Origin of the sequence: Fluoribacter dumoffii NY 23 (assembly GCF_000236165.1) — a bacterium.
GTDB classification, from domain to species: Bacteria; Pseudomonadota; Gammaproteobacteria; order Legionellales; family Legionellaceae; genus Legionella; species Legionella dumoffii.
Window position 1 is genome coordinate 3,395,685 of sequence record NZ_CM001373.1, and the last position, 17,240, is coordinate 3,412,924.

Sequence of the window (17,240 nt, forward strand, 5' to 3'; positions counted from 1 at the left end):
CAAACAGGACAGTCACTCTCCAAAGATTCCTTGTTTTTTTGCCCCCTTTGGATAGGCCCATCTTCACCTTTTTATTTGACTTGATTCATGGATTTACTCAACAATGGCCTCCTTGTAACATCGATAAATTAAGGAGAATTATGATTGTTATCTTCGTTCATGGCTGGAGTGTCACCCATACCAATACCTATGGGGAGCTTCCCCAATGGCTTCAACATCAAAGTAAGGAAGGGAAACTGGGTATCAAGGTGGGCAATATCTACCTTGGGCACTACATAAGCTTTAACGATGCGGTAACAGTCGATGATATAGCACGCGCATTTGATCATGCCGTGCGGGACGAACTTGCTGACAAGCTGCAAGATGGTGAGCGTTTCGCCTGCGTTACTCACTCTACCGGGGGACCCGTAGTCCGCAAATGGATGGATTTATACTTCAAAAATAATCTTGCAAAATGTCCTTTGAGTCATCTTATCATGCTGGCTCCCGCCAACCATGGTTCTGCACTGGCGCAACTGGGTAAATCCCGGTTAGGGCGTATAAAATGTTTTTTTGAGGGCATTGAGCCCGGGCAACATGTTCTTGATTGGCTTGAGCTTGGAAGCAACATGAGCTGGCAACTAAATGAGAGTTGGCTGGATTATGATTGCACTGCCCATGGCATTTATTCCTTTGTTCTTGCCGGACAAAAAATTGACCGCCAGCTTTATGATGCCCTTAATTCTTACACGGGAGAGGCCGGCTCCGATGGAGTAGTGCGCGTAACCGCTGCCAACATGAATTACAGTTTATTAAAATTGCATCAGGAAGGAACTAATGGCGAAAGTCTGGTTGTCGCCAAAATGAGACGCACCCAGCCAATGGCCTTTGGGGTTCTGCCCGGATGTTCCCATTCGGGGAATAAAATGGGAATTATCCGCAGTATTACCCTCGCCAATGCAGCCACCCATCCCACGGCGCTCTGGGTCTTGCGCTGCCTGCAGGTAAAAAATCGTGAGTCTTATACTCGCCTGGCTAAAGAGCTGGATAAGCTGACGCAAGAAACCCAGAAAAATGAGCATGTTGAACGGGTGAACACACTTATCTATAACCGGGAATATATTACCAATCGCTACTCTATGATTATATTCCGGCTTATTGATGACCGGGGCAATCATCTTGACGATTATGATCTGTATTTGACTGCCGGCCCCCAATACAGTGAGGATGCACTCCCTACAGGGTTCTTCGTAGACCGGCAACGAAATCAGCTTGACCGAGGCAAACTGACTTATTTCCTTGATTACGATGTCATGGAAGCAGGAATTAATACCCCCCAGATGAAAGGCAACCTGGGGTTTCGGATTAAGGCACACCCTCAAGCGAATAACCAAGCCCTTGCTTATTACCGGTTACTTGATTTTCACTCTTCGCTCGCTGACATTAATAAAATCCTGCATCCAAATGAGACAGTCATGGTTGAAATCATGTTACAACGACGGGTAGATAGAAGTGTCTCACGGATCACGAACAACCTCACACCAGCAAAAATCAGTGCCGAACCCCTTGGCAAGATGGTTGACTGAGGCTTTAACTTTATGGTGGCTGATGGTATTCAGCCCTATCTTAGTTTATGGAAAGGACATGGCCTCCATAATCGTTCCTGTGCAATTCACTTTGATGCTGTTTGCAGGATGAGCGAAAGACAACTTTACGACCACATTGATCAAAATAAAGCAAATTATTATAATAGTCGTCCAACTTCAAAGAGGCTATTGATGTGCTTACCAAATTTGAAACCAATTCCAAGTATCCTCAACCCCGGTTATTTATAAGAACAGACAATTCACCCTCTGTCTTATGCAAAAAATTTGAGAAATATAAGGGAAGTCCTGCCACCCATATGAATCTAAAAGGCCTTGATGAAGGCGGATATACCGATTCTGGTTATTTGAGCACTTTTGAATACAGATATGGATTAGGATTAAAGTCAGTTCTGGGTTATGGTGCATTCCATTACGTCCATTTTATTTTTTTAAACAAGGAAATTGCCGAAGTTTCTTACTTAACAGGGGGAACCTGCGGATTGACACATGATGGAGAGCAAACTCTTTTAATCAATAAAGAAGGAAGCGTGTGGGAAATTCCATATTATCAACAGGAGATTCCTCAGATTTTCTTTACTCAAGGGGTAGAGGTAGAATTAGGTTCCTTAAACACTCGTTCTGATTATGAAGTTTTATTAGGTGGAAATTGGGGTGATTTTGCCGAAATCATCAGTGTCGAAAAAAAATTTGCCCACGAATTATTAAAAGAAGCCCCGGGAAAAAATGAAGAAGAGTTCTATCAATTATTAGTACAAAATAAATTAATTCCTTACAAGGCTCAAAAAAATGAATTGCAGCAAATTCCTTTTGAACATCGCTGGAATGCTGCATTTGAAAAAGCCAGTTTAATTAACTGGTGGAATTGTGTATCCACCGATAAAGAGCAATTACTTGTTTTTACCCAGAGAGAAAACTATCCAAGACCTGATGATTTCAACTTGTTAAAAGAATTACAATGTTTACATGCCAGCAAAAACAAGCTAGAACAACAATATCCTGGAATGCAGGAGTACTTTAGCCAGGTGCAGGAGGTCATTTGTAAATACCAGGCGCTTAGCCGCATATATACAATGTATGAGAATGAGAAACAGGCCTTTTTACGTGTTGGCTTAGGTAATATCCTCTCTGACACGTTTCAGCAGCAACTTAATGCTAATACAGTGCTTCAGTTATGCAATGAGCTGGATGTTTATTTAGATAATTTAAAAAATGAATTCAAACTGTGTCTGCTTATTAGGAAGATTGCTTCTCTGCAACTTACCCTGGCGGTTAAAGAAAGTATGTTTCCGGGCTGGACATCGTTGGGGTTACTACTTGAGGAAAAGTGCAAAAAGAATTGTGCCAATTCGAATCATGTTGGAAATTTGCATGAGCTCATATTCTTTTTCCATCAAAATACACTCGATGTTAAAGGAGTATTAACCCAACTCAGTGTACGATTCAATGCCTATGAATATCGGCAACATTATACTATGTCCTTACCAATAGTAAGTTTTTGTAATGCAATACAAGAATCAGAACTACCCACTAAAGAGTTGGCGAAGTGGTTAAGGGATTTTTATATTGATTATGCTATTCACTTTTTTCAATCCACTGACGATTACCAAAAAATAAATGAATACGGCAAATTAATGGATGTCCTTCTCGATAATTTAAAAAACCTGCATGATTCCATGATCAAGCTGGTAAATGGGAAAAAGCTGGAAAAGACACTGAAACATAACTTCCTGCGTGAAATCCAAAATAACATCATGTTTACCCTCATGCATTTTAAAAAGGTAAAGGAGAGTGATCCTCACGCTGCAGGACAGGAAGTACTCGATAAAATAAAAAAATTATCTCGGTGGGCAACGGTTATTTCTACAGGAAAATACAATTCAATTTATTCAACAAGTGCGCGTATGTTCTATGAACCTTTTAATAATCAGAAAAGAATAGTGTTACTGGATCAATTAGAACCTCCTTCCCAAAAGAGCAAGATCCAATAGTCCATAATCCCCCACTCCTAGCTTGGTCATGAAAATCTATCTTGCTTTTCCTAAATCCAGTTTTCATTGGCTGTGAAGGCAATAGTTAACCAACGTTCCGGTGTGTCTTTGCCAATGGCCAAGGCTATTTCATTTCGAATTGCATCCAGGGTTTGAATATTTGCAATAGGATAGTCGTGGGGTATTACAATATGGATTTCAATAAATTGGGCACGACCGATTTTTGCAACGTAGCTGGTATAAGTCTTTAAATCATGCTGTTTGATAAGCCCATCTAAAAATCCCCTTATTTTTTCATCAAGATCTAAAGGAGCTATAAGAAATATGTCTCGCAGGGCATCCCGAACTGCGCCCATAGGCACAAAAATCAAACAAGCAGAAAGAACGGCTAAGATGAGCGGATCAATATAGGGTGTGGCATATCCGTACACGCCATTATCCAACCAGGCTGCTATACCAAATGCCAACAGGAGGGAAGATGAAATTAATGCCGACATTAACCAGCTTTGGATATCTAAGCGCAAGAATTCGGATTTAATTTTACGGTTTTTTTTAAGCAAATAAAAATACATGCCGGTCGATAAAAAAAATACCAAGAGAGCGAAGACAAAAGCTAAATCAAAATTCAGTTCATGCCCTCCGGACATTAAACCGCCGATCGCATTGACCAACGCATAAGTACAAAGGAGGATTAGTATGCTTCCATTCAAAACGAGTACCATGGGCTCGACATGCCAGAAGCCATATTGGAATCTCCGATTTCCCTTGCTGGTCAACAGACGGGTAACAAAAAGGGCAAGAACTGACATGAAGGTATCTACCATATTAAACATACCGTCAAAAACAATAGCCAGTGACCCTGACAACAACCCAAACAAAATTCCTACTATCGCCAAGAGAAAGGTAACCGCTATTGAAATTTTAAGGGCTCGCCGTTCATGAAACCCATCTGCTATGTTCATGGAAGATATCCTAGTACAAATAGTACATTATTGACCAAATTGATATGGAGCTTCAACCGCACGCGTAATTTGATTGCTTGCCATCAGAATTTTTTGGGAATCTGCACCCATAAATAGGTTTCAACTTTCCCAGGCTTGAAAAAATGGTTGAAGGTTTTTTTTCATTTTTTATATATTTTAAAGCAAAGTATAGCATTTTATAATAAAACATAATATTCTTGCGGTTTTGGAGAAATTATGGGCATTGTAAAAATTTCTGATGAGTTGCACGAAGCAACCAAACTGATGGCAAGAGCAATGAGTCGCTCAATCAATTCTCAAGCAGAATACTGGATTAGGATAGGAAAACTGGCAGAAGAAAACCCTTCTATCACTTATTCCGAGATCCTCAAGATTTTGATAAACCAAGCATCAATAGGTGAAATAAACGATGTTAGTGAAGACGCCTGAGGAAATACAAAAAATGCGGGTGGCGGGGAATTTGGCCGCATCCGTACTGCACATGATTGCACCTCATGTAACTGAGGGGACCAGCACCAATGAGCTTGAGCGAATTTGCCGCCAATACATACTCGAAGAATTGAAAGCCATTCCCTCTACATTAAATCATTATGGATTTCCTGCATGCATTTGCACGTCCATAAATCATGTGGTCTGTCATGGAATACCTTCCGACAAAAAGCTTAAAGATGGTGATATTATCAATATCGATGTGACGGTACAAAAAAACGGTTATATCGGCGATACCAGTAAAATGTTTCTCATTGGCAAGGTAAAACCTTTTGCAAAAAAATTAGTAGATGTAACCCAGGAATGCTTGTATCAAGCCATATCGATCGTGCGCCCCGGAACTCACCTTGGGGATATCGGGAATATCATCCAAAAACATGCTGAAAAACATCGGTATTCAGTCGTACGTGAGTATGGTGGTCATGGAATCGGTAAATCAATGTGGGAAGAACCGGAGGTAATGCACTATGGCAAACCCCACACCGGGTTAAAATTACAAGCAGGCATGACCTTCACTATCGAGCCGATGCTCAATTTGGGAAGCAAAGAAATCAAAACTTTAGGAGACGGCTGGACTGTCGTCACCAAAGATCACAAATTATCTGCGCAATGGGAGCATACCATTTTGGTAACCGATACCGGGTATGAGATATTGACCCTAAGACCCGATGAACAATTAAGTATTTAACATTATAAAAAATTGAAATCCATTGATTCCTGGTTGCAAGCAACCAGGTTTTCCAAAGATTTTGCGATTTAATTCATTGCAGTAAGGATCCCTATTTATAACTGCCGAGATCAAATCGATAGATTACACCCAAATTCGCCATACTTGCCAGGAGGTGTTTGCCCCAATTACTGTTATCAGTTGATGCGGTAAAGCGATATGCGGCGTTGGCTGCAAAATTCTTCCCAAAATTATAAGTCAATCCTGCAGTCCCCTGATAAGCAAAAGAGTCTTGATCCACATTAAAATGGGGGCGTTTAAAACGGCTTGTACTGTTTAAGGTGGCGTGCATAAAAGCATAGCCGATACCTACCCCAAGAAAGGGAGAAAGTTTACCTACTCCAGCAAAATCATAATAAATATTTGCCATCAGGATATTTGCTCTGGTCCCTCCATCAATATCCAATGCTTTTCTATGGTTTACACTGTATTGATTGGTATCCGCATATAAGTATGTGTATTGGAATTCATAACGGATAGGATTGCTTTGATAGCCTATGCCCCCACCAGCATTATAGCCATAACGATAATGCACGTCCGAGAGCAAATATCCATAATAAAGTCTTTCTACATTGGAAGGTAGGTAAGTGTAGCCGCCAAAGCCGCTGGCATACCAGCCATTAACAGTATTCGAAGCAGACACAGCCCCAGCGAATAATATAGCGGTAGTAAATAATGCACGTCTCATGACATTCCTTTGTTGTTCTTTTGGGTAATGTTAGCGAGTTAAATTAAATTTGCAATCCTTTTATCTCAAACTGTCGGAAGTCGATAAAAACAAACCTCTTTTGTTGTTCCATTATGTTTAAAATCAAGGCATTGGCATTATTTACCCTTGATTTATCAAGCTTGACGATACCTATCTGTTTGTTATATTCATGTAAGTTAGTACCCCCATTAATGAAAAAGATGATTACCCTTTTTAAACGCCTGCAGCTAGATAAAGAATTTTTTTCTCGTCCCCCAGATCCGTCCCATATTTTTTATGCGGGGAAAACAGCAGTTAATTGTAAAGCGGATTCCTTTTCTATTAATTCTTTATCCACGTTTAAAGAATTATTGGATCAGGAAAAAGAAACCATTTTCCGTTTTTTAGTGGATACCGGAGGTAAATTGTGGTTCGCTTTTGAAACCCGGCCTGGCAATAATGCACCCAAGCATTTTCAAATGACTGGTGACCCTTTCGAAACAGCATGCTGCCTGACTGCAGGAAATATAAAATTTAAAGCAAAAACAGGAGCGGTTTTGAAGAATATTAGCCATCGCAGCGGCGATTTTCATCCCTCCTTTGTTTCACTGCGTTGGATGATGGCAATTCTTCTTATCAATGAAGAGTTCCTTCCATTTAAGTTGCCCAGGTTTATTATAATTAAAGAGATAAAAAACAAGAAAATTTATAAACATGTCTGGAGTTTAAAAAGACTCAAGAAATGGTTGAATAGTTTTGCACATGAATCCTACATAAAGTCATTATACCAACCTAATCTTGGCAGCAAAACAGTACATTATGAATCGACAAGACACAGCACCGAATCCTCCCCTATTACCCTATTGACTGAAAAGGTAATCCCAAAGCATCCTGAAGCAGTCAATTATTGATGGCCTGAAGAATGATTGGCGAATACAAAAACAGTAGATAGGTTATCTGCTCTAGCATTAAGGATTTTGTAAACCTGGTTGCAAGCAACCAGGTTAGCAGGACACGATATAGCTTTAAAATTTAGCTTCATCTTAGGGATTAAAAACCACCTGGGAGATTGATAGCTCCAGCTTTATCCGGGGTTGCAGGCGTTGAGTTAATATAACATCCTTTAGATTTGTCATTTATTATGCTAACCCCCCCATCATTACCAATCGCTAAAGTACACAGGTCACTATTACTTCCGGCAATCGTCATTACTGAAGATCCAGCAATGTTTTTCACCAGACAGGCAGGATTTTTAGTGATTGGATCCGGACAGGTTATACTGCTATTTATCAGCACAGGTTTAAACGGATAACCCACATAGATCATGTAGGAAAATTGGGTTACAGGAGGAGAGGGATCCTCATTACCACAAACACTTACTTTTATTTCGCCCGGTTGTATGTTCTCCAAACTGCAAACCAAACTTCCCTGGTTATAAAAATTAACCTGTTTCGCAGACGCTTCATTGTTATAAGCCGCCACATAAGTACTATCCCCCGCCCCAAAGACAGCATATGCGGGAGTGTCTGCGCTCAGTGACGTATTTAAAGGTCCAAGTGCCTTCAAATTTTGAATCCAGTAAAAAATACTGGGTTTGGATTCACCTGGATCAGGGGTATGGGCTTGTGCATCGAAATATTGTGTATAGTATTGCGATGCTTTCAGAGGATCACCTAAAGCCAGGTATTTCAACAAGGTACCACAATAAGCAGAATTTGCTGCATCGCCAGAACAGGGATTTTTAGCATCTTCATTGTAGACTCTGGTTACAAAACCTGGATCATAGCCCAGATAGAAGGATCCCGCATTTATAGGTAGGGTATTGGATGCCAGATTTTGATAATAACAAGGTTGACCCGCGCAGAAATAAGTTGAGCGATCCAGCTTGCCACCCCAGACATTGCCAACCAGTAAATAGTTTTGTCCGGTAGTCGTGTTTGACCATCCCGTTGGGAAAACACCTGAATCCGGATTCTGGTTAAAATGATAGTGATTTAACCCCTGTTCTTCCGTAGTATAAAGATACAAACCTGTTTCCACCAAGGTTTGAGGAGAAGTAGTATCTCCATCAAAATGAACCCCTTCCGTATTTAAACCCCATAGAATAATCGCCTGAGCCAAATTCATAAATTCAGCGCTGTCTTCCTCATTCACATTATCAAAGCTATAAGGCATTCCTAAAGCTGAGGATAAACCCGCGTAGGGATCAAAGCTTCGGAAATGGGGGAATCGGGTTGCTCCTTCATCTTGCTGATATCTGTAATCGCAAATATCGCGAATGAGCAAATTAACCATAGCACCATAATTTTGAGCCCATTCTTTATCGAATTGTGCAATGGTTGCGGCAGCATCCAATAAATAGCCCCAGTGAAACGGATGATCCGTTAAGGTGGTCGCGGTAAAAAAGCCACTAGGAAATCCCATCATTGTATACCATTGGCTGTTATAGGAATAAAACCAGCTTCCCTCCGGCCGCGTACAATTGGTAGATCCATCCGGGCAAGGATCGGTATAATTTAACCCTGTCAGGAAACTGGTAACCTGATTCTTCAAGTTAGTCAGCATCTCATCTCGAATCTTCTTATATTGGGGATTTGGAGTTGAAGTTCCCATTAACACATTGGCTATTTTTATAAGTTGCGCTTCCCTGCTTAACAATTTGCCTGTTGCATAGGTATCAGTCCAGGGATTTTTGGCATCCAGGTGGGGATCAGGAGGTAATGCGAAGGAATAACTTGCGATTTTATCCAGATCAGCCTGGCTAAGACGATTCGGCAATACCGGCAAAACTCCATGAAAGCCTACTTCGGTAGAAAAGGAAGAAGTTTCTCCGGATATTGCAGGGACCACATAAGCATGCATGGTACCTTTCAAAGTCTTGACAGTACCTTGATTGCCCGCACAATTATCCTGGAACAAACAGTTCGCTTTCTCACTACTGCTCATGTTTTTAATTTGCCAGGGATAGAGCAGAACCAAAGGTTGTTTTTTTAATGCAGTATTCGCATAAACTGTTTGTGAATCGAAATTAAAATGGGTAATCACTTTAGCGTTATTTTTATCGTATTCATAAGTGATGCTTGTGTTTTTGATATACGTATAAGCATAAGGCTTGAATTGGCTTGCCATCGTAACTGCTTCTGAATCAGAAGAAGCAGGAATAACAGCCAAAGAAAAATAACGATTTATTTCTGTGGTATTAATTGAAGTAGCAGGAACAATAACCCCGCTCCCCCCCTGATTTACCGGGACGATTACCGCACCCGCACTGGTTTTCCAGGGCGCAATTGATGCATCAGGATTTGTAAAATAAGCGTAATAGCGATAGCGCTGATCAGACGCATTCTTTGTTTTAAAAACACTCAAACCTTTTTCCTGGCTTAATAGTTTTGCATCCTGCGAATTAGTAAACTGCAGATAAGCAGCATTTTGATTGCTTTTCTTCTCGACAAAAATAAAAGGAGAACCTTCTACTACACTGGCAGCAAGGAGAGGAGAATTATTGCGCGCCCAACCCACTGTGACCATCCAATCAGAATAATCAGCAACTAAAGGGGCCGTCCCCATCAAATCACCTGTGGTCAGTGTAACATCGAGCGTATTATCATATCCACGGTCGACATGGACATTATCCACTTTGGCATTTTGCAAAGGAATTCCTAAAGAAATCCCTTTTTCTGTCAAGCGCACAGTAAGTGGATTAGGAATTAACAATAAGGGATTCAGATAATCACTATCTTGAATTTGTCCGGCAGCTTTATCGACGGCAAGCATGGGGGTCCACCATTGCCCCGTAGTGATTGGTTTGTTCCCCAACCCAAATTGGCTCCCTTGAAATACAGATTTTAAGGTCGAATAGTTGTTTATAAGCGGATAACCTGCATCTTTCGAAACCCGGCCTGGATATTTTTGTGCAAGCTTTTTAATTTGTTGCTCGTCATAATAAATGCCTTGACCCAGCTGTGTAGCTCCATGAATGATCTGACTATTTGAAAGAAAAATTGTTGTTGCAAGAAGGAAATTTTTTGTTGTTGTGTTTAAATTATTGATCTTCCTTATCATCGATATCTTCTCCTGTTTTTGAAATAAAATTACATTGATTCGAATGAATCACTTTTCAGAATAACTGTATTTCGTGAGGAATGCACTTGAAAAAACCTTTAATCACAGCTCACAAGGCAGATTGCATGGTTGCAAAAAACAAAATTCCTTATATTTTTCATAGGATTATTCAGAGAACTCCTGCAGGCGCAAGCTGGGCTAATAAGTCACTTCGGTCCATTAAGGAATATGCAGTGCGAATTTTTAAAAGAAATGAATTTAAGCAGTAAATTTGCTATTGAGCAATAATTGACTGTACAAGATTCCTCACTCCACCGTATCGAGCATCTTACAATCAATTATCATGGTTTGTCGGTTCCAACCTTGTTGCCGGCTTTTTAAAGGGAGATGTATTTTGCTGATCCGGCCTTTCTTTATCGTTAATAATATGCTCCCCCATTATCCGACTGAATTTCAATATTCAGCATTCGACAAGCATTGAGGATTTCTTCAACGCATAACTCATTATCATTGGTATAATAATCAAAATCTCTTTGGATGTTGCTACTGACAGAATGTAACGAACAACCATAGATTGAAGAAACTGCACTATTTCTTCCGTCTGAAAGACTCACTCGGACAACCCGCCCATAGTTGGTGGATAGAGAACAGCTCATTCCCGGATTGTTAGAAAAAATCGAATTTAAAAAGAAAGAATTAAAGCACTGGCAGGCAAACAAATTGCTATTGGCAGTTAAAAACACTGCCATCGCAGATAGTAGCAAAGTACGTTTTGAAGTAAGCATATGCTTTAATCGTAATCAAATCCATTTTACTAATTATAGAACAGCACCAATTATTCTTGCCCCCCTGTTTTTCCTAATCCTGGCGCAAATAACGCGGATACGTTCACCGGTTTATCCCGACTCAAAAAAACAGATAGTCTATAATAATTAAAGCGTAATAAAAAAATTAAGGACCTGAAATGAGATTCGATTCATTTATCCATAGTAATCACTTCTATAGAAGAATTTTGGAAAATATTCTACTAGAACAAATTCCTATAAGCGATATTTGAAATGTATCGAATATTTCAAAAACCACTTTCAATAAAAAACAAAGATATCTTTGATAAATTTAAATCTGAAATAAAACGGGAACAGATTAAATTACTTTATCAACAAATTCCGATTGCCATTATCGGAGAAAGCTTGGCTGCTGTGTTTCTTGGAATGGCCTTGTGGCATGTTATCAATAATACCCTGGTCCTTATTTGGCTTTTTTATATTCTTGTATTTTCAGATCTTTTAAAAATTCCTCTCCTTTATTTCTACCATACCAAGAAAGAACTTTTTTCGGATAAAGATTGGCTCAATTTAATTTATGCAGGCATTTTCATATCAGGTGTGGCATGGGGGATAGCAAGTTCAATTCTTATTCCAACAAATAGCACCCCCCATCAAATTTATGTAGTATTTATGATTACGGGAGTTACTGCTGCTGCAAACGTCCTTTACTCACCAGTACAGCTTGCTTATTTATTTTTTCTTTTTCCATCCTTTGGTCTTTTCACCCTATGGCTTTTTTTACAGGGACAAATCTATGTGCTCTTGGGAATTTGTGCCCTCATTTACATTTTTGTCATGTTATTCGTTTCCTATTATTTCAGTCAGCAGTTGATATCAACACTAGCCATGCGTTTTAAAATAACCAATCTCAGCTCCGTAAAAATGTCGCTTGAAGAAGAAGTCTCTACGCGGACCGAGGAATTGGAGAAGCTTCTAGCGCTGACCAAATCCACATTGGAATCAACTGCCGATGGCATTTTGGTGGTGAATTTGAAAGGAAATGTCGAGTATTTCAATCAACAATTTCTGGATATGTGGAATATTCCCCCAGACTTTATCAAAGAACATAATGATGAAGAAATTATAAATTTTGTGGTGAATCAAGTTAAAGATCCTGATACTTTCGTTAATAAAATCAAGGAACTTTATAATCATGATCAAGAGAGCTTTGATGAGCTTCATTTCAAGGATGGAAAAATATTTGAGCGCTATTCAAAACCCCATTGGATGTATGGACAAATTGTCGGACGGGTATGGAGCTTCCGCGATATCACATTAAGAGTTCGTTTATCTTATCTGGCAAACCATGATGCACTGACTGGACTCCCCAATCGCACATCCCTTTACGAGCGCATCGAGCAAACCATTAACTATGCCCAGCGAACGAATTCCAGCCTTGCAGTGTTTTTTATAGATGTCGATGAATTTAAATTGATTAACGATAATCTGGGCCATGATGCCGGAGATGAGCTGTTGCAAAAAATAGCCTTGCGCTTAAAAAAATGTGTCCGTGAAAGTGATACCGTAGCTCGTTTTGGCGGTGATGAATTTGTCCTTTTATTTGTGACCAAAAGCCATAAAAATACACTTCTCATAGCTAAAAAAATTCTTGATAAAATATCAAAACCATTCAAATTGACTGCTCAGGAAGTAATCGTCACGAGCAGTATTGGAATCAGTGTCTATCCTAAAGACGGATCAGATACCACCACCTTGCTTAAAAATGCAGATATGGCCATGTACCTTGCGAAGAGAGATGGGCGAAATAATTTTCAATTTTACAATGGTGCTATCAATGAACAGTCTTCCAGGCGTTTGTCCATGCAGACTCGCATCTACAATGCACTAAAAAATCAGGAGTTTTTTATCCTCTATCAACCCATATATGATTTAAAAAACATGCGCCTCATAGGCGCTGAGGCTTTGCTACGTTGGAAGCAGCCAGATTTGGGAATTCTGATGCCCGATGACTTTATCCCTATTGCAGAAGAAACCGATTTGATAAATCAATTGGGTGAATGGGTTTTTCGTCATGCCTGCTTCCAGAATAAGACCTGGCAGGATATGGGATTACCTCCAATTTGTATGGCAATCAATGTTTCCTGGAAGCAATTGAAAAAAGATAATTTCATTCAAATTGTTCAAAATGCAATAACAGATTCTGGGCTTAGCTCGGAGTATTTGGAAATTGAATTTACTGAAAGCACGGTGATGAAAAATTCAGCCAAGATTGACACCGTCTTGCAAGAAATATCCCGTATGGGAATCCGCATGTCCATCGATGATTTTGGAACAGGCTATTCAAGCCTCAACTCGTTAAGATCATTTCCTGTAAGCAAATTAAAAATTGACCGGGGATTTGTAAGTGGGTGTACAACCAATGGCAACGATGCATCCATCGTTGAAACAATAATTTCTCTCGCCCATAGCTTAAAACTTCGTGTCTTGGCTGAGGGCGTTGACTCTACGGACAAAGCCTTTTTCTTGAGACAACTTCATTGCGATGAGGTTCAAGGTTTTTTATATAGCCCCCCAATAGAACCCCAAAAAATGGTTGAACTCCTTAAAGCGCCCCCATCAAGCAAACATAACCGGCGTAGCCTGGTTGCCCGCAACCAGGATTTCCGTTAAACAGTTTAAAATTGAATCCCTATCCAAGTTATTACTACCTCTCATCTTAATCTACCCTCTATTTAGCTCTTCATGAGCCCATAGGGGAAAGAGCGAAGGCACTTCCATCTACTATAATAGATATAGGTAGCAATAGGAGGTATTTTGAAGATGAGCAAAGAAGCAAATACCTGGATGGAAATGATGAGCAAACTCTTTCAATCCATTTATGGCGGCATAGCAGACATGGATACTCGAGAAGACTCCAAGCAAAATGCCCAGGATAATACTTTAGACGATTCAGATGGCCCGGAGTTATCTACAGGTTTGAACTCCACACTTCCCAATAATCTTTTAGGAGCAAACGCCCTGAACAATCTAGAAACCAATTTATCAGCATCAGAAGAATTATTAAGTAAAAACAAAAATCAAGAAGATGAGGAAGAGGATGAGGAAGAAGAACAAGAAAATAAACAAAGAAAGAAATTTAAAATATAATTCCTGAACATTTTTATCGCTAAAGTAGTTTTTTCCACTCCTGATAAAATTCCCAAAAAAAGAGGTCTTTGTAAAACTGTTGTTGATAAAATTTACGGTGCTTATGACGAAGACTTGCATTGATAGAGTAAGATTCCTCAGCATTACCCGATAAATAACGGACAAAAGTGAAGGGATTTGCCGCCCTTTACCTCTGATTATCCCGCCTTCTCCCCCGAATACTCGCAATTAGATTATTCATTATTGAGGTAGGGTAATGCCCAAGCGATCATCCCAACCCAAAGGAATCGATAGTAAAAATAATGTAAAAATTGCAGCAAGTAAGAACAAATCAAAACGGTTTCCCTTAAAATATTTTTATTATAGAAATTTGCAATAGGTTTTCTTTATGAAAAAAGACAAAGAACTGCATCAGTCCATTTCTGAAGCAACCCCAGTAGGCGACCTGACTTCCTCAGCTTCCATCACATTACACTTGTTAAACAAAGAAAAAGAAAAAATGAAAGAGATTGAAAAAAAAGAATCGGATGCTGAAGCTGTAAAAGTACGCTGTCGGGTTTGTTTCAAGGAAATAGCGCCAACACCCCGCTGCTTTGGACACGGAGGAGGAGGCGGCGGAGGAGGTGGGGATGGCGGTGCTGGTAAGGACGCCGAGGAAAAAAGCCAAGGCCAGGACAAATCACCAACTTCATCAGGAAAAATAATTGAAACTTCGGATGGGTTGAACGAATTTGCGTCGATAGGAGAAAACGAAGACTTTAACTCTGCTTCCGATTTTGATCCGGATTTAATTTCAGAGTTGATCGACAAAGGACTATTGCTGGTTGATAGTGACCGCGAATCAATGACTCTCATTATCAAATTGCTTTGTGAACCTAATGAATTAACGGAGGAACAACGAAAAGAGTTAAAAAAATTCATGGAAGCAATTTTAAGAGAATTCAATAACTTAAAAGAAGAAAACAACCTTCCTGAGAATTGCATAACAATTATTCGAGATGAAAAAGGAAACATTTCCTCTCTTCGTATCACTATGCCCACATTAGCCTTATATGACGCATTAATCCAGCGGCTAGCGAATAATTTAGTGCCGATTCCCAGCTTAAACGCACAACAAAGAGATGATGCTGCAATAGACCGCAGTCTTGCTCTAAATCCTTTTTCCAAAGAACCGAGGCCATCTAATAAAACCATTAAAGAAGAAGAGTTAGCGCCTGAGAAAAATTTAGCTGCTGTAAAAACGGAACCTGAGGAAGAGGAGCAGGTCATTTTTAACCCCTCTCCCTTCACTATAAAATATTGGTAAATTGCATAGCGTAGGCAGTGCGTTTAAAGAGGAAAATCTTGTGCTTATATTCAGGGACCATTAATGCTATTTGGCTGACTGACCATTTGTAACTTACATCCTAAAGTTAACCCTAATTTAGGCTTTTATAACAGGATTTTCCTAAAACGGTGGAGTATTATTCACAAGGATTTTATCCTACATCGACCCAAAACCGTGAAATTTCCATGGTTTTATTAAGCTTTTCCCTGATTTTAAATGCCACAAAAATAATGGTATATATTACTCCTATTAAATTTTTTCATGGACATTTTAAATTTACCCTTAAGGATAAGCATGATTCCTCCAGACAAACCAGAAGATGAAACTGCACGTTTAGCAACACTTTATAAATTACACATACTCGATACGGAGAAAGAGGAACGTTTCGATAGAGTAACTCGTATTGCATGTAAACTTTTCGGAGTTCCCATCTCTGCAATTTCTTTTTTAGAAACTGAGCGCCAATGGATGAAATCCACTCAAGGATTTGATATCAAGGAGGCTCCACGCAAAACCTCATTTTGTGGTCATGCTCTTCTTTCAGATGAAATTATGATTGTTGAAGATGCAACCAAGGATAAACGATTTTATGACAATCCCTTTGTCCTGGGTGAACCACATTTCAGGTTTTATTTAGGGTGTCCTTTAAAAGTCAAAGGACATAATGTAGGGGTCATTTGCTTGATTGATGACAAGCCTAAATCGAAAAAAGAAGTCGATCAAAACATGGTTTACGATCTCGCCAAAATGGTAGAAACAGATTTGGAACAATTTCAAATTTCCCTAACTGATGAATTAACTGGTTTATCTAACCGAAGGGGATTTTTAAAACTGGCCAACTATTTATTTAAAAAATGCCAACGGGAAAAGCAAATTTTTACCCTGTTATTTTTTGACTTAGATAAATTCAAATATATTAATGATCACTTTGGGCATGCGGAAGGTGACAAGGTTTTGAAAGCGTTCGCTAACGCCCTTCTTCACAACTTTCGTTATTCCGATGTAATCGCCCGTTTAGGCGGCGATGAATTTTGTGTCTTTTGTTCCGGATTAAACCAGGAAAATGTAGCGAACATTATTGAACGTTTAGACAATTCATTGAAATCTGTAGAAACCAAAGGTTATAAAATCGAATTCAGTGTGGGCAGTATCCAATATAATCACAAAGAACACCAGACCCTTGAAGATATGTTAGCTCTTGCTGACTCTAAAATGTATTGTAGTAAAAAAGGTAAGCAAGCGTAGCCTGGTTGCTCGCAACCAGGATTTTCCTCTTGCGCACCATTCACCAAAAACCAGTTCCCTGATCAATTAAGGCAAACCCATCGTGATTTGAACTATTTTCCCACCAGTATCAATGCAAATAATATTCACAGTTTGTTTTGTTCTGATTAAGAAAATTTATACCCTCAAGTTCCTGTTTTAGAAAAGTAAATGCCGTTAAATTTGTACAAG

At 39.5% G+C, this 17,240-nt stretch carries 13 protein-coding genes; 9 read left to right on the forward strand and 4 right to left on the reverse strand.

Annotated elements, in window-relative coordinates; genetic code table 11:
* The first annotated feature begins 140 nt into the window (after positions 1-140).
* Both plaB and KYQ_RS15480 read left to right on the forward strand, forming a co-directional pair.
* Positions 141-1,565, forward strand: a complete 1,425-nt coding sequence (plaB, locus tag KYQ_RS15475) for a phospholipase PlaB (RefSeq protein WP_019350261.1) — start codon at positions 141-143, stop codon at positions 1,563-1,565.
* A 317-nt stretch (positions 1,566-1,882) separates the two neighbouring features.
* Positions 1,883-3,574, forward strand: coding sequence for a hypothetical protein (locus KYQ_RS15480; protein WP_231294573.1), 1,692 nt, complete (start codon positions 1,883-1,885; stop codon positions 3,572-3,574).
* A 50-nt stretch (positions 3,575-3,624) separates the two neighbouring features.
* On the opposite strand, the gene KYQ_RS15485 is transcribed toward KYQ_RS15480, so the two are convergent.
* Positions 3,625-4,536: a cation diffusion facilitator family transporter gene (locus KYQ_RS15485; RefSeq protein ID WP_010655040.1), complete on the reverse strand. Its 912-nt coding sequence runs from the start codon at positions 4,534-4,536 to the stop codon at positions 3,625-3,627.
* Between the two features lie 237 nt (positions 4,537-4,773).
* On the opposite strand from KYQ_RS15485, the gene KYQ_RS15495 reads away from it, so the two are divergent.
* A complete protein-coding gene (locus tag KYQ_RS15495; RefSeq protein ID WP_010655041.1) occupies positions 4,774-4,986 on the forward strand; it encodes a ParD-like family protein in 213 nt (70 codons plus the stop codon).
* Positions 4,967-5,734, forward strand: coding sequence for a type I methionyl aminopeptidase (gene map, locus KYQ_RS15500; protein ID WP_010655042.1), 768 nt, complete (start codon positions 4,967-4,969; stop codon positions 5,732-5,734). Before KYQ_RS15495 ends, map begins: the two co-directional genes overlap by 20 nt.
* A gap of 91 nt (positions 5,735-5,825) precedes the next feature.
* Here the strand turns inward: map and KYQ_RS15505 are convergent, their stop codons facing one another.
* Complete coding sequence (locus KYQ_RS15505) at positions 5,826-6,461, reverse strand: outer membrane protein (protein ID WP_010655043.1); 636 nt, start codon at positions 6,459-6,461, stop codon at positions 5,826-5,828.
* 113 nt (positions 6,462-6,574) lie between these two features.
* On the opposite strand from KYQ_RS15505, the gene KYQ_RS15510 reads away from it, so the two are divergent.
* Positions 6,575-7,372 carry a hypothetical protein gene (locus KYQ_RS15510; RefSeq protein ID WP_010655044.1) on the forward strand — a complete coding sequence of 266 codons (798 nt, stop codon included), beginning with the start codon at positions 6,575-6,577 and terminating at the stop codon, positions 7,370-7,372.
* Positions 7,373-7,511: 139 nt separating this feature from the next.
* On the opposite strand, the gene KYQ_RS15515 is transcribed toward KYQ_RS15510, so the two are convergent.
* Positions 7,512-10,523 carry a glycosyl hydrolase gene (locus tag KYQ_RS15515; RefSeq protein WP_010655045.1) on the reverse strand — a complete coding sequence of 1,004 codons (3,012 nt, stop codon included), beginning with the start codon at positions 10,521-10,523 and terminating at the stop codon, positions 7,512-7,514.
* 419 nt (positions 10,524-10,942) lie between these two features.
* A complete protein-coding gene (locus KYQ_RS19360; protein WP_172461318.1) occupies positions 10,943-11,308 on the reverse strand; it encodes a hypothetical protein in 366 nt (121 codons plus the stop codon).
* Positions 11,309-11,581: 273 nt separating this feature from the next.
* Between KYQ_RS19360 and KYQ_RS15530 the strand changes: the two genes are divergently transcribed.
* The 4 genes from KYQ_RS15530 to KYQ_RS15555 all read left to right on the forward strand — a co-directional run bounded on the left by KYQ_RS15530 (position 11,582) and on the right by KYQ_RS15555 (position 17,030).
* Positions 11,582-13,981 (forward strand): sensor domain-containing protein, encoded by a 2,400-nt coding sequence (locus KYQ_RS15530; RefSeq protein ID WP_010655048.1) that lies wholly within the window; start codon positions 11,582-11,584, stop codon positions 13,979-13,981.
* 150 nt (positions 13,982-14,131) lie between these two features.
* The gene (locus tag KYQ_RS15535; RefSeq protein WP_010655049.1) at positions 14,132-14,458 is read left to right on the forward strand and encodes a hypothetical protein; all 327 of its coding nucleotides are present in this window, start codon (positions 14,132-14,134) and stop codon (positions 14,456-14,458) included.
* A 388-nt stretch (positions 14,459-14,846) separates the two neighbouring features.
* Positions 14,847-15,764: a hypothetical protein gene (locus KYQ_RS15545; protein WP_010655050.1), complete on the forward strand. Its 918-nt coding sequence runs from the start codon at positions 14,847-14,849 to the stop codon at positions 15,762-15,764.
* Between the two features lie 315 nt (positions 15,765-16,079).
* Positions 16,080-17,030 (forward strand): sensor domain-containing diguanylate cyclase, encoded by a 951-nt coding sequence (locus KYQ_RS15555; RefSeq protein ID WP_010655052.1) that lies wholly within the window; start codon positions 16,080-16,082, stop codon positions 17,028-17,030.
* Positions 17,031-17,240: the final 210 nt, after the last annotated feature.